At 66.7% G+C, this 23,426-nt stretch carries 23 protein-coding genes; 14 read left to right on the top strand and 9 right to left on the bottom strand.

Going from position 1 to position 23,426, the window contains the following annotated elements:
* Positions 1-115: 115 nt before the first annotated feature.
* From QSJ18_RS00650 to QSJ18_RS00620, 7 genes are all read left to right on the top strand, one after another.
* The gene (locus QSJ18_RS00650; RefSeq protein WP_286324241.1) at positions 116-583 is read left to right on the top strand and encodes a MarR family winged helix-turn-helix transcriptional regulator; all 468 of its coding nucleotides are present in this window, start codon (positions 116-118) and stop codon (positions 581-583) included.
* Between the two features lie 119 nt (positions 584-702).
* Positions 703-2,154, top strand: coding sequence for a phosphotransferase family protein (locus tag QSJ18_RS00645; RefSeq protein WP_462475954.1), 1,452 nt, complete (start codon positions 703-705; stop codon positions 2,152-2,154).
* Between the two features lie 63 nt (positions 2,155-2,217).
* Positions 2,218-3,489: an acyl-CoA dehydrogenase family protein gene (locus tag QSJ18_RS00640; RefSeq protein ID WP_286324240.1), complete on the top strand. Its 1,272-nt coding sequence runs from the start codon at positions 2,218-2,220 to the stop codon at positions 3,487-3,489.
* A 119-nt stretch (positions 3,490-3,608) separates the two neighbouring features.
* Positions 3,609-4,085 carry a hypothetical protein gene (locus QSJ18_RS00635; RefSeq protein ID WP_286324239.1) on the top strand — a complete coding sequence of 159 codons (477 nt, stop codon included), beginning with the start codon at positions 3,609-3,611 and terminating at the stop codon, positions 4,083-4,085.
* A gap of 63 nt (positions 4,086-4,148) precedes the next feature.
* Positions 4,149-5,162, top strand: a complete 1,014-nt coding sequence (locus tag QSJ18_RS00630; protein ID WP_286324238.1) for an isopenicillin N synthase family dioxygenase — start codon at positions 4,149-4,151, stop codon at positions 5,160-5,162.
* Between the two features lie 200 nt (positions 5,163-5,362).
* Positions 5,363-6,610 (top strand): acyl-CoA dehydrogenase family protein, encoded by a 1,248-nt coding sequence (locus tag QSJ18_RS00625; RefSeq protein ID WP_286324237.1) that lies wholly within the window; start codon positions 5,363-5,365, stop codon positions 6,608-6,610.
* A 48-nt stretch (positions 6,611-6,658) separates the two neighbouring features.
* On the top strand, positions 6,659-7,699 hold the full coding sequence (locus QSJ18_RS00620; RefSeq protein WP_286324236.1) for a hypothetical protein: 1,041 nt from the start codon (positions 6,659-6,661) through the stop codon (positions 7,697-7,699).
* 4 nt (positions 7,700-7,703) lie between these two features.
* On the opposite strand, the gene QSJ18_RS00615 is transcribed toward QSJ18_RS00620, so the two are convergent.
* The 3 genes from QSJ18_RS00615 to QSJ18_RS00605 form a co-directional block, all read right to left on the bottom strand.
* Entirely contained in the window at positions 7,704-8,234 is a 531-nt protein-coding gene (locus QSJ18_RS00615) for a DUF1697 domain-containing protein (protein ID WP_286324235.1), read from the bottom strand.
* A gap of 95 nt (positions 8,235-8,329) precedes the next feature.
* On the bottom strand, positions 8,330-9,655 hold the full coding sequence (locus QSJ18_RS00610; protein WP_286324234.1) for a DUF4185 domain-containing protein: 1,326 nt from the start codon (positions 9,653-9,655) through the stop codon (positions 8,330-8,332).
* Positions 9,656-9,758: 103 nt separating this feature from the next.
* Positions 9,759-10,538: a methyltransferase domain-containing protein gene (locus tag QSJ18_RS00605; RefSeq protein ID WP_286324233.1), complete on the bottom strand. Its 780-nt coding sequence runs from the start codon at positions 10,536-10,538 to the stop codon at positions 9,759-9,761.
* A gap of 108 nt (positions 10,539-10,646) precedes the next feature.
* Here QSJ18_RS00605 and rnhA point away from each other — a divergent pair, with 108 nt between their 5' ends.
* The 6 genes from rnhA to QSJ18_RS00575 all read left to right on the top strand — a co-directional run bounded on the left by rnhA (position 10,647) and on the right by QSJ18_RS00575 (position 14,623).
* Positions 10,647-11,144 carry a ribonuclease HI gene (rnhA, locus tag QSJ18_RS00600; RefSeq protein WP_462475953.1) on the top strand — a complete coding sequence of 166 codons (498 nt, stop codon included), beginning with the start codon at positions 10,647-10,649 and terminating at the stop codon, positions 11,142-11,144.
* Positions 11,141-12,052 carry a D-isomer specific 2-hydroxyacid dehydrogenase family protein gene (locus tag QSJ18_RS00595; RefSeq protein WP_286324232.1) on the top strand — a complete coding sequence of 304 codons (912 nt, stop codon included), beginning with the start codon at positions 11,141-11,143 and terminating at the stop codon, positions 12,050-12,052. Before rnhA ends, QSJ18_RS00595 begins: the two co-directional genes overlap by 4 nt.
* Before the next feature lie 69 nt (positions 12,053-12,121).
* Positions 12,122-12,277: a hypothetical protein gene (locus QSJ18_RS00590; RefSeq protein WP_462475952.1), complete on the top strand. Its 156-nt coding sequence runs from the start codon at positions 12,122-12,124 to the stop codon at positions 12,275-12,277.
* A 47-nt stretch (positions 12,278-12,324) separates the two neighbouring features.
* On the top strand, positions 12,325-12,774 hold the full coding sequence (locus QSJ18_RS00585; protein ID WP_286324452.1) for a MerR family transcriptional regulator: 450 nt from the start codon (positions 12,325-12,327) through the stop codon (positions 12,772-12,774).
* Positions 12,771-13,754, top strand: a complete 984-nt coding sequence (locus QSJ18_RS00580) for an aldo/keto reductase (RefSeq protein WP_286324231.1) — start codon at positions 12,771-12,773, stop codon at positions 13,752-13,754. Before QSJ18_RS00585 ends, QSJ18_RS00580 begins: the two co-directional genes overlap by 4 nt.
* A gap of 77 nt (positions 13,755-13,831) precedes the next feature.
* Complete coding sequence (locus QSJ18_RS00575) at positions 13,832-14,623, top strand: SDR family oxidoreductase (RefSeq protein ID WP_286324230.1); 792 nt, start codon at positions 13,832-13,834, stop codon at positions 14,621-14,623.
* A 7-nt stretch (positions 14,624-14,630) separates the two neighbouring features.
* On the opposite strand, the gene QSJ18_RS00570 is transcribed toward QSJ18_RS00575, so the two are convergent.
* On the bottom strand, positions 14,631-15,200 hold the full coding sequence (locus QSJ18_RS00570; RefSeq protein ID WP_286324229.1) for a YdeI/OmpD-associated family protein: 570 nt from the start codon (positions 15,198-15,200) through the stop codon (positions 14,631-14,633).
* A 66-nt stretch (positions 15,201-15,266) separates the two neighbouring features.
* Here QSJ18_RS00570 and QSJ18_RS00565 point away from each other — a divergent pair, with 66 nt between their 5' ends.
* Positions 15,267-15,947: a hypothetical protein gene (locus QSJ18_RS00565; protein ID WP_286324228.1), complete on the top strand. Its 681-nt coding sequence runs from the start codon at positions 15,267-15,269 to the stop codon at positions 15,945-15,947.
* A gap of 3 nt (positions 15,948-15,950) precedes the next feature.
* Here QSJ18_RS00565 and QSJ18_RS00560 read toward each other — a convergent pair whose 3' ends face one another.
* From QSJ18_RS00560 to QSJ18_RS00540, 5 genes are all read right to left on the bottom strand, one after another.
* Positions 15,951-17,903, bottom strand: coding sequence for an ABC transporter ATP-binding protein (locus tag QSJ18_RS00560; RefSeq protein WP_286324227.1), 1,953 nt, complete (start codon positions 17,901-17,903; stop codon positions 15,951-15,953).
* Entirely contained in the window at positions 17,900-19,633 is a 1,734-nt protein-coding gene (locus QSJ18_RS00555) for an ABC transporter ATP-binding protein (protein ID WP_286324225.1), read from the bottom strand. The genes QSJ18_RS00560 and QSJ18_RS00555 overlap by 4 nt, the downstream gene beginning before the upstream one ends.
* Positions 19,634-19,724: 91 nt before the next feature.
* Entirely contained in the window at positions 19,725-20,528 is an 804-nt protein-coding gene (locus tag QSJ18_RS00550; RefSeq protein ID WP_286324224.1) for a family 1 encapsulin nanocompartment shell protein, read from the bottom strand.
* A 60-nt stretch (positions 20,529-20,588) separates the two neighbouring features.
* Positions 20,589-21,596, bottom strand: a complete 1,008-nt coding sequence (locus QSJ18_RS00545; protein ID WP_286324223.1) for a Dyp-type peroxidase — start codon at positions 21,594-21,596, stop codon at positions 20,589-20,591.
* Positions 21,597-21,709: 113 nt separating this feature from the next.
* Entirely contained in the window at positions 21,710-23,377 is a 1,668-nt protein-coding gene (locus QSJ18_RS00540) for an FAD-binding dehydrogenase (protein ID WP_286324222.1), read from the bottom strand.
* Between the last annotated feature and the right edge of the window lie 49 nt (positions 23,378-23,426).

Here is a 23,426-nt window from a genome sequence, read left to right as displayed (position 1 = left end):
GCCGCCGGCCTGTCCGTCACCGAAGTCGTCTGGGAACCGATTCGATCGCGCGCGATCGAATTCGCCTAGACTGGGTGGACCCCACCACGACGGTGCGCGGTGAGGAGGTACGCAGATGACCGAATCGGTCCAGGTCGACGACAACCCGCTCGCGCTCGAACGGCAGGTGTGCTTCGCCCTCGCCGTCGCCAATCGGTCGGTGCTGCGCATCTACCGGCGGCTGCTCGACCCGCTCGGCCTGACCCACCCGCAATATCTGGTGATGCTCGCACTCTGGGAAGCGGCGCCGATGGCGGTCAAGGATATCGGCGCGACCCTGCAACTCGACTCCGCCACGCTGTCACCGCTGCTCAAGAGGCTTGAAGTCAATGGCTTCATCGAACGGCGCCGCCGCGGCGACGACGAACGGAACGTCGACGTGGATCTGACCGACGCCGGGCGGGCGCTGCGGGAACAAGCCCTGATGATTCCCGGTGCCGTGGTCGCCGAACTCGGGGTGGAACTCGCCGAACTCGAGGAACTTCACGGCGTGCTGACCCGTGTGAACGCAGCTGCGCTACATGCGGAGGCGTCGCGCGACTGAAATCTCCGCCTGCCTCGGCTGCGTCTTCGGTGCCCGGCTCGGGGCCACGAATCCTGTGACCCACGTCATGCTAACTTCGCAACAGGGCCGTACCGGTCGGGAGCGCGAAGGGGTGGGGCGTGAGTCAGCAACACGACGATCGGCCGGCGGTGATCGACGGCGCGGACCTCGACCGCCGAGTGACCGCGGCCGACGAGGTTGGCGCACGGATCGCCGAGCGGCTGGCGCAACACCGCGGTAGCACGCTGTTCCTGCGTGACGCGCGCATCCTGCCCGCCGGTGCGAGTCGCGCGACCTACCTGCTCGGCTTCGAGGCCGATGACGGGCGAACCGAATCCGTGATCGTCCGTGCCGTGCCGGCCGCCGACGACGGGGACGGCGGCTTGCGTGCCGAGGTCGACGTGTTGACCGCGGCAGCGCAGGCCGGGGTGAAGGTGCCCGAGGTGCTCGATCACGGTTTCGCCGACAGCGTGCTGGGCTATCCGTATCTCGTGATGAACTTTGTTGCCGGGGAATCGATTCCGCGCAAGATTCTCCGCGACGACAACTACGCCGTCGCCCGTACCCGGTTCGTCGCACAGGCAGGTGCGGAGCTGGCGTGTGTCCACCGGATCGACCGCGACCGGGCCGGCGCACTGGTTGAGCAGGCCGATCCATTGGCGGCGTTGCGTCAGCTGTGTCCGCGCGAATATGACGAGATGCCTGCCGGCCTGGCGCTGGCAGTCCGGTGGCTGGCCGATCACCGCCCGCCGCCGTCGCCGCGAATCACCGTTGTACACGGTGACTTTCGGCTGGGTAACCTGCTCATCGACGCCGACGGCATTGCCGCGGTGCTGGATTGGGAACTCACCCATATCGGTGACCCGCTCGAGGACCTCGGGTGGTTGTGTGCCAAGGCGTGGCGGTTCTCCGTCCCTCGCCCGGTCGCCGGAATGGGGGAACGGGCCGATCTGCTCGACGCCTATGCGGCGGCGGCCGGCTGGCGTCCCACCGAGGAAGCACTGCGCTGGTGGGAGCTCTACGCGACCGTCCGGTGGGGGCTGCTGTGTGCTGTGCAGGCCAATCGGCACCTCGATGGAACCGAACGGTCGGTGGAACTCGCGGCCATTGGAAGGCGCAGCGCCGAGCAGGAATTCGACGCTTTGCTCGACTTGGGCATCGCCACCCCCGGACCGGTCGACGATCCCATCGCGGCCGGTGAATCGCCGACGTCGCCGACCGACCTGTACGGGTCGCCGAGCATCGAGCAACTCCTCGCCGCGGTCGCCGACTTCCTGCGGCAGCCGGAGGTGGGGGAGAACCTGCCCGGGCACATCCGATTCCACACCCGGGTTGCGGCCAATGTCGTCGACGTCGTCCGCCGTCAACTCCTCGACGGCCCGGATATGGTCGCGCAGAGCGTTGTTCGCCTGCGACAGCTGGGCATCGACGACCAGCGTGACCTCGCCCGGCGGATCCTCGACGGCCGACTCGACATCGACGATCAGCACGTTCGGGCCGCCGTCGCCGCCGACGTACGGGCGCGGCTGGCCGTCGCCAACCCGCGCTACTTCGCGATTGAGCATCCGTGAGCGGTGGCGCGCGGTAGCGCAGATCCGTTAGTTGTCGACATACCTCGACCCAGGAGGACCTTGATGGATTTCGCTCTGCCGGAATCGTTGCGCGACTATCTCGCCGAGCTCGACGCCTTCATCGACGCCGAAATCGTCCCGCTCGAACAGGCCGACGACAACATCCGGTTCTTCGATCATCGGCGCGAAGATGCGCGAACCGACTGGGAACATGGCGGACTGCCGACTGCGGAGTGGGAGGCGCTGCTTGGCGAAGCCCGTCGTCGGGCCGATGCCGCGGGCCACTTCCGCTACCCGTTTCCCGCGAAATTCGGTGGCCGCGACGGGTCGAACCTGTCGATGGCGATCATTCGTGAACACCTGACCACGCGCGGGCTCGGGCTGCACTGCGATCTGCAGAATGAGCATTCCGTGGTCGGCAACAACATCGGGCTGCTACTCATGCTCGAATACGGAACGCCGGAACAGCAGGAGGAATGGGTCGAGGGTCTGGCCGCAGGCACCAAGTTCTTCGCCTTCGGTATCACCGAACCCGACCATGGCTCCGACGCCACGTATATGGAGACCACCGCGGTCCGCGACGGCGACGACTGGGTGATCAGCGGTGAGAAGACCTGGAACACCGGCATCCATGCCGCACACCGCGACATCGTCTTCGCCCGCACCAGCGGTGAACCCGGCGACGCCCGCGGCATCACCGCATTCCTCGTCGACCCGCAGTCTCCGGGATTCACCGTCGAGGAATACCTGTGGACCTTCAACATGCCGACCGATCACGCCCATGTGAGTCTGCGCGACGTCCGGGTGCCGGCGTCGGCGCTGTTCGGGGAGGAGGGCCGGGGGCTGCAGGTGGTGCAGCACTTCTTCAACGAGAACAGGATCCGTCAGGCGGCCGCCAGCCTGGGCGCCGCCCAGTACTGCATCAACCGCGCGGTCGCCTACGCCAACGAACGCGCCCCGTTCGGCAAGAAGCTCTCCACCAACCAGGCGATCCAGTTCCCGCTGGTCGACCTGCACACGCGGGCCGCGATGGCCCGGGCACTGATCCGCGAAACCGCCTGGAAGATGGACACCTACGGGCCGTTCTCCGCCTCGGCTGAGGTGTCCATGTGCAACTACCAGGCGAATCGGCTGTGCTGCGATGCGGCCGACCAGGCGATGCAGGTCTTCGGCGGCCGGGGCTACTCCCGCCACGAACCGTTCGAACACATCTACCGGCATCACCGGCGGTATCGGATCACCGAGGGGGCCGACGAGATCCAGATGCGCCGGGTCGCGGGCTACCTGTTCGGCTTCATGTCCGGTTCGGCACCCAAGGGAGTGTCGGGGTCCTGACCGGTGCGTGCGTGTACGCCTGCGATGTGGTCACTCTTCGATGCTGCGGCGCGTTAGGGTTGAGTCATGCAGCGATCTGATGTGGCCGGGTACGCGGTGCGGATTCGAGAGGTACGCCGATGATCGCCGTCATCGTCATCGTGGTCACCGTCGTGGTCGCGCTGATCATTCTCGGTGGTGCGGCGTGGTTCGCGTTCGATTCCGACAAGCGGATCCGAAAGTTCGCGCGATCCACCGACCTGATCCCGGGCAAGCCGAGCCGAGCGCCCGCGGAGTGGGCGACCGGCAATACGCGGGAGGCGTTGTTGCATCGGCGTATCCGGTACGCGATCGCCGACGTCCACAACAATCCCGCGATCCCGCGCGATCCGGAACTGGTCGCCGCCCGTGACCACCTCGACGAGGCGGTCTTCGACACCGATGACCGGTTGATCGCGGCGTCGCAGCAGGAGGGCGACGAGCGAACCGAGGCCTTGGATGCGACCGAGTCGGCGATCGCGGTACTCGAAGAACTGCCGAAGAAGCTGTGGGAGGCGCCGAAGGCGGATCAGCTGGCCGACCTGGATCGGGTGACCGCCACGCTGCGTCGTATCTGACCGGTTGCACCACCTGGGATCCGAACCCTGGTCGGGGCGCAACGGCGGGCGGATACTGGGGCCATGGTCACCGAGAAGTCTGCCGCGTTGCCCACACTGGACCTGGCCGTCGCGGCGAAGGATCCGCAGACGTTTCGCCGGGACATCCTGGCCGCCACGCACGAGCTGGGATTCTTCTACCTCGTCGGGCACGGGATCGCGGCGGAACGCTTCGGAGAGCTGATCGGCCTCGCCCGGCGGTTCTTCGCTCTCTCCGCAGCGGACAAGGATGAGATCTCCCAGCTCAAGAGTCCCCAGTTCCGCGGCTATTCGCGGCTGGGCGGTGAACTGACGAACGGTGCCGTCGACTGGCGCGAGCAGATCGACATCGGACCCGAACGTGCGGTCATCGACGGCGCCGACGGCTATTGGCGACTGCAGGGACCCAATCTCTGGCCCACGGCGTTGCCCGAACTCCGACCGGCTTTCGAGGCGTGGGCGGAGGATCTCGCGCGCGTCGGCCGCGCGCTGCTCCGGCATTGGGCCGGGGCACTCGGCGCTGCTGAGGACATCTTCGACGCCGCCTTCGACGATCGCCCGGCCACCCTGATCAAGGTCGTCCGCTACCCCGGCACCGATGACACCGCCCAGGGCGTGGGGGCGCACAAGGACTCCGGGGTACTGACCCTTCTTCTCGTCGAACCGGGTACGCAGGGGTTGCAGGTGGAGGGTCCCGGCGGTGACTGGATCGACGTCCCCCCGCTGCCGGGCGCCTTCATCGTCAACATCGGCGAGTTGTTGGAGGTGGCGACCGGCGGCTACCTCCGGGCCACCCGGCATCGGGTGCTGGCACCGCCGGTCGGACGCGATCGCATCGCCATTCCCTACTTTCTCAATCCCGGACTCGACGCCCAGATCCCGGTGCTCGACCTACCCGCTGAACTCGCCGGCCGGGCCCGCGGCGTCGAACTCGATCCGGACAACCCCATCTTCAACACCTACGGCGAGAATGCGTGGAAGTCGCGTACGCGTGCGCATCCCGATGTCGCCGAACTACATCACGGCATCCGGCCGGCGGGCGCGCCGTCGGCGTACTGACCGGACGCTGTGGGTGCAGCGCCGCGGATCTTTGGCTCAGGCCGCCCGTAAATCTCGCCAGCGGGTGACGGTCGCGACAGGGTGAAGGTCGAGATTCGCGACTGTCACCGTTTCTACCCCCGTATGCCAACTTCTACCCCGTATACGGCTTCTGCACAGTGCGTTTCGCCCTCACCACGACATCGAACACAGGAGTCACGATGACCGTTGCCGCCGAATCCGCCGACCTCCGTGCGTCGGTACCGCTGCTGACCAGCCGCGAGGCGGCGCTGGCGGCGGTGGATGCGATCGCCCCACAGATCGCGTCGACGGCGGCGCAGCGGGAGGTGGCCGGCGAACTGCCGATTGCCGAACTCGACCTCGTGGCCCGGTCGGGGCTACTGGGGATCTCGGTTCCGGCGGCGGCCGGCGGTCCGGGTCTACCGCCGTCGGTCGTGATCGAGGTGTTCCGTCGGCTGTCTCGGGCCGACTCCGCGGTCGGCCAGCTGCATCTGGCGCATTACCTTCTGGTGCAGGCGATCTCCGCGCTCGGTGACCGCGAACCCGCCCGCAGTATCTACGCGGATGCGTTGAACGGCAAGCGGATTGGCAATGCAACTGCGGAACGAGGTACCCGCACCGCACGCGATCGTGCCACCACGGTCCGCAAGGTCGACGACAAGTGGGTGCTCGACGGGACTAAGTACTACGCGACCGGCGCGCTGGGGGCGTCGTGGATCGCCGTCGCCGCCCGGATCCCGGGAACCGAGCCGGCGCACGGTGCCAGCGTGTTCATCCGGCCCGATGCGCAGGGTGTCACGCTCAACCTCGACAAGTGGTCATCCTTCGGCCAGCAGGGCACGGCGAGCGGCGAAGTGGTGCTCGACAATGTGTTCGTCGACGACGCATTCGTCGTCGACGAAGGACCCGACCCGGATCCGGTTGACTCCGATCCCAGCTTCCTTGGTGCCTTCGACCAGGCATTGCACGCCGCAATCGACATCGGGATCGCCCGCGCCGCCTTGGAGGACGGCGCTGAGTTCGTACGCACCAGGAGCCGGCCGTGGTTCGAGGCCGGGGTCGACACGGCCGACGCCGAGCCCCATGTGGTCCGACGTATCGGTGAGCTCACCGCACGGCTGTACGCCCTGGAGTCGCTGCTGGCGCACGGTGCGGATCTGATCGATGCGGCCGCTGCCGAGGAGGTACTCACCCGGGAGAGCGCTGCCGCGGCATCCCTGCGAATCGCCGCGGCCAAGGCGCTGGCGCAGGAATTCGCCGTCGAGATCGCGGGCGGCATCTTCGAGGTGGCGGGCACCTCGGCGACCGACGGTCCGCTGGCGCTCGATCGGCACTGGCGCAACGTCCGGGTGCATTCGCTCCACGACCCGGCTCGGTGGAAGTACGTCCACCTCGGCAACCACACCCTGCACGGGACGCGACCGCCGCGTTTGGGTGTGCTGCTCTGAGTCGATCCGACAACTCTCTCAACCGTTTTCGAGTGCGAGGACCACATCATGGCAAGGTTCTATCTGACCGGCAGCATCAACGTGCCGACCGTCGAGGATGCGTTCACCCTGGTGGGGCGCGACTTTCAGCCCGGTGTTGTCCGGGTCCCCGACGGTGAGCCCGGGCCGCGGGCGAATTGGGTGCTGACGCAGGCCGATCACTTCCTGGCGAACGCGACCCTCGACGTCGTCGACGGACGGGCGCGGGTCCGGCCGGGCACCGCCGTGTCCTTCGATGCGATCGACTACCATACGGTGGCCGCCGACTCGTATCAACGATTCCGGGAGGCCCGCGACAACGGGGCCCTGACGCCGGATTCACGCTTCCTGGTGTCCATCCCGACGCCGTTCAACGCGGTCAACTCATTCGTCGAACTCGATTCCCAGGTCGAGGTGGCCATCGCCTACGAGGAGCGTCTGGCGCAGAGCGTGGCCCGGCTACAGGAGTTGATCCCGCCGAGTGACCTTGCTGTGCAATGGGATCTGCCCACCGAGCTGGCGACCGTCGAGGGGTGGTTCCCGAATCCGTACGCCGGTCCCGAGGCGATCCTCCGGGCGACGGCCCGCCTCGCGGAATGGGTGCACGACGACGCCGAGCTGACCTTCCACCTCTGCTACGGCGATTCGAAATTCGGTGCGTCTCCGTTCATGGGCGATCCACCCGACGCCGAAGCGGCCGCGCGAGGTGGTCGTCATATCCTGCCGCGTGACGCCTCGACGATTGTCGCGGTGGCCAATGGGCTGTCGCGGCATGTGTCTCGTCCGATCAATGCGATCCACGCGGCAACCGTGGCCGCCTGGAACCGGCGCGCGCACTGGCGCCCGTTGGCCGACCTGGCCCTGGAACCGGAAACCGAGGTGTTCCTCGGCCTGCTGCATGCCGAGGACGGTGCGGCCGGCGCCCGGGAACGGGCAGCACTGGCCGCCGAGTTCCTACCGGATTTCGGGCTGTCGACCGAATGCGGTCTCGGCCGACATTCAGCCGATCAACTGCGTGCGGTTGCCGACGCGTGGGAAGAACTGACCGCCGACACCGCGGTTCTGCACTGACCGGCTACTCGGGGCCCGCGAGCTCGATGAGCTTACCGACGGTACGCAGGTTGCGTCCGGTGCCCTGTACGCCAAGGGCTTTCGCGATAGTCGACGCACCCAGCCTCGACTGGCCGGCGCCGCCTGGATAGCGGAGATGAAGGTCGTCGCCGATGACCCGGACCTGTTCGCCGTCGAAGTCGCGGGCCTCGAAGGCGGCGGCCGCTTCGGCACTCGGTGCTCGGGTGAGGAAGTAGACGTAGGAGAACTTTTCGTCCGCGACCTCGAAGGGGTGGGCGTCGAGTGCGGCCCGCAGTTGTGCGGGTGTGCGACTGATGACCTCGCGGAAGTAGTGGTATCGCTCTTCGATGGCGTGTTCCAGCGCACGGTCGAACTGTGCCGGATCGCCGTCCGGATTGCACAGCAGATTGCCGGAGGCGATGTAGGTCGAAATGTCGGTCGCTCCGAGTTCCGCGGCGATCGAACGCAATTCGGCCATCGGTAGCTTTGCACCGCCGACGTTGACGGCTCGGATCAGCACCACTCGTCTACCCACCGCGTCAGTCTGTCAGCAATCGCCGTGGTGGGAAAGGGGCGCGGGGATCAGAAGATGATCGGGCGCGGCGGCGGGTCCGGCCAAACCCGAGCCGGTCAGCGCACCTTGGCAAGGTCGGTACGGATCAGCATGACGTTGTAGTCGTCCCAGCGTGACGCGACGAAGTACAGCATCTGGCCGTCCGAACGCGGGTGGATGAAGGGTGCGTACATCCCGGCGGCCTGGTCGCGCGAGACGATCACATGCTGTCCGCTCCACGGACCGACTGGGGTGGGGGCGGTGCGCAGCATGATGTTGCCAGCATTCTCGGTGAGCATCACGAACCGCTTGAGATAGGAGTTGTAGGCCACCGAGATCTCGCTGACCGGCGCCCGTACGACGGGCACCGCGACGGCCGGATCGGGTGACCACGAGTCCGGCCCGTGGAAGTACTCGTAGCGGTTCAGGTTAAGGATGTCGGCGGGCCGGAAACGTGCGACGTACGCCGCGCCATGGCGGCCGTTCGGCGTGCCGTACTGATAGACGTAGCCGCCGCTACGGAGAAATGCGCCCATCTGGAATCGCCCATGACCAGTACGGACCTGCGGTACACCGGGCAGGCTCAGGTCCACATTCGCGCGCACCGTGCTGTTCGCGATCGCCCAGGTCTGGCCGTTGTTGCGGGACACCGCGATGGCCGAATAGTTGGTGTCCCAGCGGCCTGGACCGGACCATTTGTGGATCGACATGACCGAGGCGTACTGCACGCCGCCGATCGCGATGCCGCCGGTCGGGATCACGCCGACCTCGATGTTGCGGACGCCCACCGCGTTGAGCATCGGCTGGGCGAAGGTGGGGTGTCCGGGCGTCACCGACGCGCCCGAACGGATCGATCCCGGGATGGCGCCGGGAAAGGAGATGCCCTTGTCCAGGTTGGTCGGGCCGGTGCTGCGCAGCATGGTGTTGTGCCGCCACACCATTTGACCGGCACATCTGCCCCAGGTGTCCCCGAAGGCCATCAGGATCTGACCGGAGCCGTTGTCCCACATGACGCCGACATCGGTCGAGGTGATGGAGAACCGCTGGTCGGTGCGATTGGGACTCCGCGGCCCGGTGACCCATTGGATCGCACGGCTGGGACCGGTCAGCTTGACCAGCGGACCCTGCGGCTTCTTGCCACCTGCCCGGTAACTCCCGAAGTCGAGGCTGCCCATGCCGAGATCGCTCGAGCCCGAACTACCGGTACTGCCGACGTCGCCGCCGTGAAAGCCGGTCGCGGCGCAGGTCGAGGCGCCGGCCGGTCCGGCACCGGCGACGCCGGTCAGAACTGTGGCGACGGCGGCGAGCGCGGTGACCGCGCCGACAGCGATGGCATCGGCGAGTGGTCCACCGCGACGGTGGGTACGGCGACCACTACGGATGATGACCTGGCCTGACGACATGGATGCCCCCTGCAATGACACGGCAAGTGGTGCCAGTGTTACAGAAGAGCTCTGCGCGTGGTAGATCGGAGACCAGACCGTCACCGAGGTGTGATGGCCGGTGTCAGCGACCCAGCGCGCTCAGGGTCGCGACGGCGAAGGTCCGTCGGAACGGGAACACCGTGCCGTAATCCTGCGCCGGGTAGGCCTCGGTGAGCAGCGCCCGCAGATCGTCTTCGAAGGCCGCCCGCAGGTCGTCGTCGAGCGCCTCCAGATAGGGGCGCGCACCGGTGCCGGAGATCCAGTCGAACACCGGATCGGGCTCGTGCAGCACATGCAGATACGTCGTCGACCAGGCGTTGACCTCCAAGCCCTTGCCTGCGAAGAACGCCAGATACTCGTGCGGGTCGATCCGTGGCAGTCGTCGGACCTCCGACAGCGCGTCGCGGTAGGCAGGTCGGTCGGCCAGGTCCACGAGCGCCTGATGGGCGGCCGAGTCGCTGTTGTCGGGCACCTGGATGGCCACGCTACCGGTGTCGGACAGGTGGCCCAGCAGCCGGGTGATGACCTCGAACTGGTTGGGTACCCACTGGAAGGCCGCGTTCGACAGGAAGAGATCCACCGGTCGGTGCGGGACCCAATCGGCCACGTCGCCGACGTCGTAATTGGCGAAGTGGTCGGTGTTGTCGGCGATGGCGCGCTCGATCATCTCGGTGGACGAGTCGATACCGAGTACCTCGGCGTCGGGCCAGCGTGCCCGCAGATGCCGGGTGAGGTGGCCCGGTCCGCAGCCCAGGTCGACGATCGAATCCGGTTTGGTGGGGATCTGTTCGATCAGATCGAGAAACGGCCGGGCACGATCGTCGGCGAATTGGAGGTAGCGAGCTGGGTCCCAGACAGGCATGTGTTCACCATAAGCGCAGGACGCTCCGTACTGCAGGGTCTGGTGGCAATCCGCGCCCTCGTGAGCGCAACTCGGTGCGCGATCCGAAGGCGACTAAGGTCGGCAGATGTGAGTGTGGAGAATGACGGCCCCGACCCCATCGGCTCGCAGGCCGCGGTGGAGATCTCGACCGACGGTGCCTGCCTCGGCAATCCCGGCCCGGGTGGCTGGGGTGCGGTGCTGCGCTATCGCGGCAGCGAGAAGCGGATCTCCGGTGGCGAATCGGATACCACCAACAACAAGATGGAACTGACCGGCGCCATCGAGGGTCTGGCCGCGCTGAACCGGCCGTCGACGGTGATCATCTACACCGACTCGACGTACGTCCGCAACGGAATCACCAAGTGGGTCAACGGATGGCAGGCCAACGGGTGGAAGACCGCGGCCAAACAGCCGGTGAAGAACGCCGACCTGTGGCGGCGTCTCATCGACGAGGAGAAGCGTCATCGTGTCGAGTGGCGCTGGGTCAAAGGGCATGCCGGGGATCACTACAACGAGATCGCCGACGAACTGGCCACCGCCGCGGCACGCGAAGTGGCTTCGGCGGAGAAGGCTCTCGGCCGATGAGTGATCTCGCCGTCGCGGTCGAACCGATCGCCGATCCGTATGTGGTGGCCGCGGTTGAGTCGACCGGCGCGCAGGTCGTCGACCTGGCGCACGCGCGTGTGCTCGTCTGGCTGGGCGATCCGGGTGACTTCCCGGCGCTGCCCGATGAGGTCGAATGGGTCGCGCTCAAGACGGCGGGCATCGAGGGCTATGTGCGGGCCGGGATCGTCGACGACCGGCGGATCTGGACCAACGCGGCCGGATTCTACGCGGAGAACGTCGCCGAACATGCTCTGGCGCTACTACTTTCGGGCCTCCGCCAGATCAATACTTCAGTGCTCCGACACTGGGACAAGGAACCGATCGACACCGCGGTCCGGACGCTGCGCTCCTCGACCGTGACGATCGTCGGAGCCGGTGGGATCGGTGACGCGCTCATCCCGCGATTGCGCGCATGTGGTGCGGACATCATCGCGGTGAACCGGTCTGGGCGGGCGGTACCCGGCGCGGACCGCACCTTCACCGTCGACGAACTGGCGCAGGTGTGGCCGCTCACCGACCATGTGGTCGTCGCGGCGCCCGACACCGCCGAGACCCGTCACCTCATCAACGCCGACGTCTTCGCCGCTCTGCCCCGCCACGCCTGGGTGGTGAACATCGCCCGCGGACCGCTGATCGATCAGCAGGCATTGCGCACCGCACTCGTCGCCGGCGACATCGCGGGTGCTGCCCTCGACGTCACCGACCCGGAGCCTCCGGACCCCGACGATCCGCTGTGGTCGCTGCCGAATGTGATCATCACCCCGCACATCGCCAATCCGGCGTCGGGGCTGCCGCGTGAACTTGCGCCGTGGGTGGCCGAGAACATCCGGCGCTTCACCGCGGGGACCCCGATGCTGTCGGTCATCACCCCGGAACGGGACTACTGAGCGGGTAGTCGCAGATTTCGTCGTCGATTGTGGTGATGGGTGTCGGCGGCCGCGGAAAGTCCACGGTCGGTGCGGAACTCGCTACGGGAGTTCGTCGACGCCGACGACCTGTATCCGGCCGCCGACATCGCCGCGATGGCCGCGGGGATCGCGCTTACCGACAGGCCGTCCTGGCTCGACGAACTCGGTCGTCGCGAGATCGTCGCGAAACTGCTCTTGCCTTAGAGCGCACTCGAAGGCCTAGCGTTGCCGATGTGAGTACAGAGAAGCTGATGGCCAGGGCACTTGCCGCGCTGGGCGAGATCGACGGCCCGTTGTCGGTGGAGGTGCTGAACGAGCTCGTCGGCATGGACCCGGTCGCAGACCCGCTGGGCATCGCCGAGGCCGCCGAGGTCCTCGGCGTCTCCGCGCACACCCTGCGCTACTACGAACGGATCGAACTGATCAAGGTACGCCGGGATGCAGCGGGCAACCGCCTCTACGACGACGCGGCAATGCGGCGGCTGGTATTCCTCTCTCGAATGCGTCTGTCCGGCATGGCCATCCGCGACCTGAAGCACTATGTCGACCTGGTCGACCAGGGGGAGGGCACGGTCGACGAACGCCTCGACATGCTCCTCGAACATCGGGACACCATCCGGCGCCAGATCGCCGAACTCACCCTGTCGCTCGCTGCCACTGATTACAAGATCGCCACCTACGGGGGAAGGACCCAGCCATGAACACTCCGGATAGCATCGCAGCCCGCAGCATCGGCGACCTGTCGGTTTTGCCGATCGGTCTCGGCTGCATGGGGATGAGCTTCGCTTACGGTCCGGTCGATGAGACCGAGGCGCTTGCGACTCTCGACCACGCACTCGACATCGGGGTGAACTTCCTGGACACCGCCGACATGTATGGCCGCGGTGACAACGAACGGCTGCTGGCCAAGATCTTGGCCGACCGCCGTGACGAGGTGGTGTTAGCCACCAAATTCGGCATCCTCACCGATCCGGACACCAGCTATCCGGTCGGTGTCGACGGATCTGCCGAGTACGTGCGCGCAGCCGCCGACGCATCGTTGCGTCGTCTCGGCATCGACGTCATCGACCTGTACTACCTGCACCGGGTGGATCCCACCCGGCCGATCGAGGAGACGGTGGGCGCGATGGCCGAACTCGTCGTCGCCGGAAAGGTACGGCACATCGGATTGTCGGAGGCCAACGCGGAGACGATCCGACGTGCCGCCGCGGTACATCCGATCGCTGCCTTGCAGTCGGAATGGTCGATCTTCAGCCGCGACATCGAATCCGAGACCGTCATCGCCGCACGTGAGGTCGGGGCTGCCCTGGTGCCGTATGCGCCGCTCGGCCGCGGGCTGCTGACCGGCCGGGTCGGTGCAGTGGCCGAGACGGACTTCCGCCACACGCTGCCCCGCTGGCAGGCGAAGAACCTGGACACCAACCTGGCGGTCGTCGAGCAGGTTCGCGCGCTCGCGGACGAACTGGGCGTGACACCCGGCCAGGTCGCACTCGCCTGGTTGCTCGCCCGGGGTGACGACGTTATCCCCATTCCCGGGACCAAGCGCCGCAGCTATCTCGACGAGAACGTCGGTGCGCTCGCGGTCACGCTGTCCGCCGATCAGCTCGACCGATTGTCGGGGTTGGAGGCTGCGGGCGACCGATATCCGGATATGGCCTGGGTTGCCGGCAGTTCAGCCTGATCGGGGGGGGGTGAGTTAATTCTGGACCCTGGTTGAAATATAGAACACGTTCTCGTTTGGTGTGGCATCCTCGGACCATGATTCTCGACAGATTCCGTCTCGACGACAAGGTCGCCATCGTCACCGGTGCCGGCCGCGGGTTGGGGGCTGCTATCGCGGTCGCCTTCGCCGAGGCCGGTGCCGACGTGGTGATCGCCGCCCGCACCGGCGACGAACTGGAGAAGGTGGCCGCCCAGGTCGCCGAGCGTGGTCGGCGGGCCAAGACGGTCGTCGCCGATCTCGGCGACGCTTCTGCCTCCGCGGCACTCGCGGAGACCGCGATCGACGAATTCGGGCGCCTGGACATCCTCGTCAACAACGTTGGGGGAGCGATGCCCCGGCCGCTGGCCGACACCTCGGCCGCCGACCTCACCGCCGCCTTCGAATTCAACGTCGCCAACGCGCACGCGCTGGTCACAGCGTCCATCAAGCCGATGCTCGAGACCTCCGACGATCCCGCCATCATCAACATCACCTCGACGTTGGGGCGGTTGCCGGGTCGGGCCTTCGCCGCCTACGGCACCGCGAAGGCGGCGCTCGCGCACTACACGCGGCTGGCGGCCCTCGACCTGAACCCGAAGATCCGCGTCAACGGCATCGCGCCGGGATCGATCCGAACCTCGTCACTGGAGTACGTCGCCGCCAACGACGACATGCGGACCGCACTGGAGTCGGCCACCCCGATGCGCCGCATCGGCGAAGCCGAGGACATCGCGGCCGCAGCCGTCTATCTCGCCTCGCCCGCCAGCTCCTATCTGACCGGCAAGATCTTGGAGGTCGACGGCGGGCTCATCGCACCCAACCTGGACCTGCCCATCCCGGATCTGTGAGATCGGTTCAGGGACGCTCGTTGCGGGCGGCCCGCTCGACCAGCGTGGCGATACGCCGTGCCTTTGTCTCTGGCTTCTTGGCGAAAGCCAGCTGGGTCAGGCCCGCCTTCCGCGCGCTCGGCGGGAAAGCGTCCCAGTTGGCTCGCGCGGCCGGTCGGGCATCCAGCGCGGCGGTGAGATCGGGAGACTCGATACCTGCCTCGGCATCATCGAGGAGATGCCACAGCCCACGTGCCTTGGCGTCATCGATCACCGCCTGACCCGGCGGTTGCATCCGGCCACCGGCGATGAGGTCGGCGACACGGGCCTTGTTCGTCTTGGCCCAGGCGCTGTTGGGTCCGCGTCGGGTGAACCACATGCCACGCCGATGCACGTCGATGGTGCGGGTGTGGCCGTCGATCCACCCCCAGCACAGCGCCTCCCGGACCGTCTCGTCGTAGTCCAGCGGCGCGTGGCCGGAGTCCTTACGCCAGAACACCAGCCACACGCCCGACGAGGTGGCATGGTTGTCGCGCAACCACTCTCGCCACTGGTCCAGGCTGGCGAGGGTCAGCTTCGGGGCGTCGGGATCGGCCATGAACCAAGGCTAGCCGCCGACGTTGATTTCGAAGCCGATGGCGGCACCGTCGGTAGAGTTGTCGGCGTGGAGTCCGTCCTGCATTTCGTCGGCGACTACTGGTGGCTGGTGTTCCCGGTCGGCGGTGTAGTCGGCGGCTGGGCCGGGCATATCGCGCGGTACAACGAGAAACGGCGCCGCGACAAGATCGAACTCGCGCGGATCAAGGCGAATGCCCGCACCGAGCAGCTGCGGATCACCCAGGCCTCGGCGGCGCAGATCCGCAAGGCACTCCACCGGCACGACGACCTCGACCGACGATGGTTCGGCTACGAACTCGACCTCGCCACCCTCATCGACTTTCCGCTGATGATCGATATGCGCGAACCCCTGACGCTGGCCTTCCACCGCGCGAAACTGCACGCCGACGAGCTGCGCCCGGCATCGGAACAGCAGCAGATGTCGCCGACCGACTTCGGCGACTACCGCGATGCGGTCGCCGAATACGCAGCCGCCTTCGATGCGGCCGAACGTGAAGCCCGGCGCCGCAAACAGTCGGGCTTCTCGCCGGTCGAACGCGAGGCCCTCGACCGAGCCGCGAAACTTGTCGCCGTCGCCTCCGACAGTGCCGCCACCCCGGCCGAACGTCAGGCCGCCTACCGCCGGGCACGCGCCGAACTCGACGGTCTCATCGACGTCCCGGCCGCCGCGGCCGCCGAACTGGAGAGCCGCATCGCCGGCCAGCTCGAACGCGGCACCGACGGGTGAGGGTCAGGGTGCGACCTCGACGGTCTCGTCCACCGGCCCGGTGAACTGGCTGCGATAGAGCCTGCAGTAGGCGCCGCCTGCGGCCAGCAGTTCGTCGTGTGTGCCCTGCTCACGGATCCGGCCGTCCTCCATCACCACGATGACGTCGGCGTCGCGGATCGTCGAGAGCCGGTGCGCGATCACGAAACTCGTGCGGTCGGTACGGAGATTGGCCATCGCCTGCTGGATGAGCAGCTCGGTGCGGGTGTCGACCGAGCTGGTCGCCTCGTCCAGGATGAGGATCGTCGGCTTGGCCAGGAAAGCGCGCGCAATGGTGATCAACTGCCGTTCACCGGCACTCACCCCACCGCCCTCGTCATCGAGCACGGTCTCGTAACCGTCGGGCAATGTCCTAACGAAATGGTCGACGTGACTGAGTCGGGCCGCTTCGAGAACCTCATCGCGCGAGGCGTCGGGATCCCCGTAGGCGATGTTGTCGTAGATCGTGCCGCCGAACAACCACGAATCCTGCAGCACCATGCCGGTCCGTTCCCGCAGGTCGTCACGGGTCATCCGGGTCGAGTCGATACCGTCCACACGGATGGTGCCCGCGTCGACGTCGTAGAACCGCATGACCAGATTGACCAGGGTGGTCTTACCCGCGCCGGTCGGACCGACGATCGCCACCATGTGTCCGGGCCGGGCGAGCAGACTCAGATTCTCGATGAGCGGCTTGTCCGCGATGTACCGGAACGAGACGTCGTCGAATTCGATGAGACCGTGGTCGGTGGCAGGCGTCTGCGGCCGCTCGTCGTCGGGGGTCTGCTCGTCGGCGTCGAGGATGTCGAAGATGCGCTCGGCCGACGCGACACCGCTCTGCATCAGATTGATCATCGACCCGATCTGGGTCAGCGGCTGGGTGAACTGGCGCGAGTATTGGATGAAGGCCTGCACCTCGCCGAGGCTCAACGAGCCTGACGCCACCCGCAGGCCACCGACCACCGCGATCGCCACGTAGTTGAGATTGCCCAGGAACATGATCGTCGGCATGATCGCACCGGAGATGAACTGCGCCCGCCAACTCGACTGGTACAGCTTCTCGTTCCGCGCGTCGAAGGTCTCCTCGATCTCGCGTTGCCGACCGAACGCCGTCACCAGCTCATGTCCGGTGAACGCCTCCTCGACCTGGGCGTTGAGGGCGCCGGTCGACGCCCATTGCGCCATGAAGTGCGGTTTGGAGCGTTTCGCGATGACGGCGGTGGCGATCGCTGCGAGCGGTACCGTGACCACCGCGATCAGGGCCAGTAGCGGCGAGATCCAGATCATCATCACCAACAGCGCGACCACGGTCAGCACCGAGTTGAGGAACTGCGAGATGGTCTGCTGCAAACTCTGCGACAGATTGTCGAGGTCGTTGGTGACACGGCTGAGCAGATCACCGCGCGGTGCGGAGTCGTAATAGCGCAACGGAAGCCGATGGATCTTGGCCTCCACGTCGGCACGCAGTCCGCGGATTACGCCGACCACCGCGTTGTTCAGCAGGAAGGCGGCCAGCCACGCCAACGCCGACGCCGCGAGATAGAGCACCAGCACCAGTGCCAGCACCCGGCCGACGTCGGCGAAGTCCACTCCGACGCCAGGCGTGACGTCCATCGACGAAACCATGTCGGCGAAGGTGCCCTGACCGTCGGCGCGCAACCCGTCGACGGCCTGTTCCTTGCTGAGCCCGGCGGGCAGCAGCGAACCGATGAATCCGTTGAACACCAGGTCGGTGGCATGGCCGAGGACGCGCGGTGCGATGGCGGTCAGGATCACCGACGCCACGATCGAACCGAGGACGATCGACATGATGCCCCGGTAGGAGGCCAGTAGGGCGACGAGTCGCTTCATCGACGGGCCGAAGGACCGGGCCTTCTCCACCGGCGGTCCGGCCATCCCCGGTGGCCCGCCGGGACGAGGGCCGCCTGGGCGGGTCATGATCCCTCCGCCAAGGCCAGCTGCGATGCCGCGATCTCGGCGTAGGTCGCGCAGTCGTCGAGCAGATCCGCATGGCGGCCGAGCCCGACGATCCGCCCCTGATCGAGGACGACGATCTGGTCGGCCGACACGATGGTCGAGATACGCTGTGCCACCACGACGACGGCCGCATCGGCGGTCACCGGCGCGAGTGCGGCGCGCAGCCGGGCGTCGGTGGTCAGGTCGAGCGCGGAGAACGAGTCGTCGAACAGATAGATACCCGGCCGCCGGATGATCGCCCGCGCGATCGCCAGACGCTGACGCTGACCGCCGGACACGGTGGTGCCGCCCTGCGCGATCGGACTGTCCAAGCCCTCGGGCATACGGGTCACGAAGTCCTCGGCCTGCGCGATGCGCAGCGCCGCCCAGATCTCGTCGTCGGTGGCGTCGGGTTTGCCGTGCCGGATGTTCGACGCGACCGTGCCGGAGAACAGGTAAGGACGTTGCGGGACCAGCCCGATCGCGGCGCGCAGGTCGTCGGGGTCCAGTGCCCGGACGTCGGTGCCACCGACGAGGACCTCACCCGCGGTGGCGTCGACGAGCCGGGGAATCAGCGAGAGCAGCGTCGTCTTCCCCGATCCGGTTGAACCGACGATCGCGGTCGTCGTACCAGGTCGGGCGTCGAAGGTGATGTCGCGCAGCACCGGGTCGTCGGCGCCCGGGTAGCGGAACTCGGCGGCCCGGAACGAGATGGTCGACGGCGCGGTCGCGAAGCCGACCGGCCGCTGCGGGGGTCGCACCGACGTCTCGGTGTCGAGGACCTCGCAGATGCGTTCGGCGCAGACCGCGGCGCGCGGGGCCATCATCGCCAGGAAGGAAGCCATCATCACCGCCATCAGAATCTGCATGACATAGCTGATCATCGCGGTCAGCGCACCGATCTCGACATTGCCGTCGACGACGCCGTGCCCGCCGAACCAGATGATCGCGACGATTGTCAGGTTGGTGATCAGGAGAACCACCGGGAAAGCCAATGCCATCATCCGGCCGACCGTCAGGGTGGCCGCCGACAGTTCGTCGTTGGCGATGGCGAAACGGTGCATCTCATGGCGCTCGCGGACGAATGCACGCACCACCCGGATGCCGGTGATCTGTTCCCGCAGAATCCGATTCACCTTGTCGATCCGTTCTTGCATCACCCGGAAAGCCGGGATCATCCGGCCGATGATCAAGGCCATGAACAGGCCGAGCAGCGGTACCGCGACGACGAGGACCCAGGACAGCCCGGGGGCGACATGGATACCCATCAGGATCCCGCCGACGCACATGATCGGGGCCATCACCAGAATCGAGGTGCTCATCACGATCAACAGCTGAACCTGCTGGACATCGTTGGTGGTGCGGGTGATCAACGAGGGTGCGCCGAAGGTGCCGATCTCCCGTGCCGAATAGGTGTTGACCCGGTGCAGTAGGTCGCCGCGGATGTCGCGCCCGGCGCCCAGTGCGGCCTGCGCGCCGAAATACTGTGCGGCGACCGTACACACGACCTGCACGACGGTCACCGCCAGCATCCAGCCGCCGATACGCAGGATGTAGTCGGTGTCGCCGCGGGCCACACCCTTGTCGATGATGTCGGCGTTCAGCGTGGGCAGGTACAGCATCGCGGCAGTGGCGACCAACTGCAGCGCCACCACCAGCGTCAGGAAGGCGCGATACCCCGCCAGATAGGTGCGGATGAGTCGGTTCAGCATGCGGCACTCACCTGGTCGACGCTAGCGCCAACCGGGCGACGACCGCCACCGGGTTATCCGCTGGTCGCGATGGCGTCGCCCGGAGTGCCGGTTACGTCGCGGGCAGCAGCGGCACTGCGGCTTCGCCGGTGTAGGTGAGGAAGGTGAATGACTCCTGGAAATACAGGTTGACGACATCGCCGTCGTGGGAGTCGTAGCCGATCGACACGTCCTGGCCGATGGTGAGCTCGAAGTCGCCGCCGCGGGTGGACAGTACGAAGGCGCCGGTGATGGCGGGGGCCCAGACGATGTTGCCGTCGAGCAGTCGCTGGATGTGCTCACGAATCGGGTAGCCGTGATTCGACGTCTCGTTGACCAGTGAATACACATCCGCCGACAACGCCACTGAATACGGGCCGTCGACCGAGGCCAGTTTGAGAGTGCTCAAGGCCTGGCTGATCGCCTCGGGATAGTCACGGACGTCGGTGGGCAGGGTGATGGGGGCCGCGGATGCCTCGGCACGGATACCGGAGATGTTCGCCGCGGCGTAGCCCTCGAAGATGGCCCGGTCCTCGGCGAGCGCGAGTTGGCGTGCGGCGTCGACGACCGGATCCCAATCGGAGTCCTGCGCGCCGCGATCGACGTCGTCGATGGCCTCCCGCGTCACCGTGAACGGCACCTTCAGCTCGACGAGGGGCTGGGTGCGCCGGGTGAAGGCCGTGATGCCGTCGGCCGGCGAGTCGATCTTGGTGCGATGTCCGAGCGTCACCGACGAGGTGTCCAACCCGAGCGGACCCTTGACGTCGACGAGCCGTCGGCCGGCGCTGTTGCGTTTGAAGGAGCGGCCGGCCTCCTCCTCGATGGCCTCCCAGGCGGCGTCCGAGATCGGTGCGAGCTCGCGATGCAGATTGTTCATTGCTGTCTCTCCTCGTTCGTCTGGTGCTTGGTGGTCGGTGGGTGTCCGAGTGGCCGGGGGTCAGCGCAGTGAGCCGATACCCAGCGAACCGTCGGCCGGCCGGTGACGTGTCGGCGTGGGCGGCGGGTCGTCGGATTCGGGGGCCGGGGGCGGGTCGGCGAGGAAGTCGACGGTCGGGGTGAAGAACTGCGCTCCCGTGACCGCGGTGGTGAAATCCAGCAGACGGTCGTAATTGCCGACCGGTTCGCCGACGAACATCTTGCGCAGCATCTCCTCGGTGACGTCGGGTCCCGCGGAGTAGGCGATATAGAAGGTGCCCGCCTCACCGGTGCCGGATACGTCGCCGTAGGGCATGTTGTCCCGGACGACGTCGATCTCCTCGCCGTCGGCGTCCTCCACGACGTTGAGGGCGATATGGGAGTTGGCGGGTTTTTCGTCGTCGGACATCTCGATGTTGTCGAGTTTGGTCCGGCCGATCGCCTTCTCCTGATCCTCGACGCCGAGCGCGTTCCAAGAATCGAGATCGGTGACGTAGCGCTGGATCGCGACATAACTGCCACCGGTGAAATCGGGGTCCTCGTCGCCGACGGTGATCGCGTCGACCGCGGCCTGCCCGACCGGGTTCTCGGTGCCGTCGACGAATCCGATCAGATCCCGCAGATCGAAGTAGCGGAAACCGTGGACCTCGTCGACGGTCGTCACCGCCTCGCCCAGTAGGCCGGTGATCTTGCGGCCGACCTCGAAACAGAGGTCGGGCTGATCGGATTTGATGTGGACCAGCAGGTCGGCCGGGGTGGCCGGCGCGGTGTGCACCTCACCGACATAGGGGACGAACGGGCGTAGCGACCGCGGCCGGGGGCCGGTGAACAGACGATCCCACGCGTCCGAGCCGATCGAGACGATGGTCGACAGGGCAGCTTCAGGGGCGCGGGAGGACACTGCGCTGGTCAACCCGGAAATCTGGGTGAGTGCGTCGCGAACGGCGGTCTCACCGTCATCGTTGATGGTGAGCACCAGAAAGATCGCCGATCTGGTCTTCCTTGTCAGGATCGTCTGCGGCACGGACACGACATCCACTGTATCGGGTTGTCGGCGCCCTCGGGGTGAGCTGTGTCTCAACATGAATACTGAGGTCAGGCAACCCTTTTCGCTACCGCGCTACGGTCGGGTCGCCACGCAGGCTATTTCTGTGCCTGCGCCACAGCCCGTCCCGCGGCCCGGCCGGAGAAGATGCAACCGCCCAGGAATGTGCCCTCGAGCGCGTTGTATCCGTGGACACCGCCGCCGCCGAAGCCGGCCACCTCACCGGCCGCGTACAGGCCGTCGAAGGCGCTGCCGTCCGGCCGCATTACCTGCGAGTTGAGATTTGTCTCCAAGCCGCCCAACGTCTTTCGGGTCAGGATGTTGAGGCGGACGGCGATCAGCGGACCGTGTGCGGGATCGAGCAGGCGATGCGGCTTGACCGCACGCAGGATCTTGTCGCCGAAGTATTGTCGCGCGTTGGTGATCGCCATGATCTGCGCATCCTTGGAATACTTGTTCTCCACTTGGGAGTCACGCGCGGAGATCACCCGTTCGAGCTGCTGAAGGTCGAGTTTGGGTCCGGGACTGATCGCGTTCATCCCGGCCACCAGCTCGGGCAGGTTGTCGGCGACCACGAAGTCGGTGCCATTGCGTTTGAACGCGTCGATCGGTCCCGGTGCACCCTTGGCCAGGCGGCTCTTCGCCGCGAACCGCAGATCCTTTCCGGTGATGTCCGGGTTCTGTTCGGAACCCGACAGCGCGAATTCCTTCTCGATGATCGTCTGGGTGAGGATGAACCACGAGTAGTCATAGCCGGTCGAAAGAATCTCGCGCATCGACGAATTGGTGTCGAAGCCGGGGAAGTTCGGTGGTGCCAAACGATTTCCGTTGGCGTCCAGCCACAGCGACGACGGCCCCGGGATGATACGAATAGCGTGATCGGGCCAGATCGGGTCCCAGTTGTGAATGCCTTCGGTGTAGTGCCACATCCGATCCCGGTTGACCAGGCTCGCGCCCGCGGCCTCCGCGATCCCCAGCATCCGGCCGTCGACATGCGCGGGCACGCCCGAGATCATCTTCTTCGGGGCCGGACCCAGGCGTTCGGTCGGCCAATTCTGGCGGATCAGATCGTGGTTGTGGCCGATACCGCCGGTGGTGACGGTCACCGCGCCGGCCCGGATCTCGAAGTCGTCGACCACATTCCGGTCCGATGCCACCCCGCGCTCGAGGTCGGTGTCGGCGAGGCGGGAACCGCGCACACCGGTCACCGCACCGTCGTCGACGAGGAGTTCGTCGACCTGATGACGGAAGCGGAACTCGACCAGCCCGCGACGTTCCGCGTCGAGCACCGGTTCGGCGAAGATGCGGACCACCTCCGGGCCGGTGCCCCACGTCAGGTGGAACCGCGGGACTGAATTGCCGTGACCGTCGGCGAAACCACCGCCGCGTTCGGCCCAGCCGACCAACGGGGTGAACCGGAGACCGAGTTCGTGCAGGTAAGGGCGCTTTTCGCCGGCCGCGAAGTCGACATAGGCGCGCGCCCACTGCCGCGGCCAGAAATCCTCGTCCTCGCGGTCGAAACCGGCCGACCCCATCCAATCGGCCAGTGCGAGTTCGGGGGAGTCCTTGATACCCAGCCGACGTTGCTCGGGGGAGTCGACCAGGAACAGGCCGCCCAACGACCAGAAGGCCTGCGCGCCGAGATTCTTACGGTTCTCCTGATCGACGACGATCACCCGGCGTCCGGCCTTGGTCAGTTCGTAGGTGGCGACCAGACCCGCCAGACCCGCACCGACGACGATCGCGTCGGCCTGTTGCTGCGTCACGAATTCTCCCCTTCACAACCCGGTGTCGGAACGAGCTTAATCTGCCCGG

This window comes from Gordonia heveisoli (assembly GCF_030315745.1).
Taxonomy (GTDB): Bacteria; Actinomycetota; Actinomycetes; order Mycobacteriales; family Mycobacteriaceae; genus Gordonia.
Note: the sequence above shows the minus strand (reverse complement) of the source record. Positions and strands in the feature narration are given on the sequence as shown.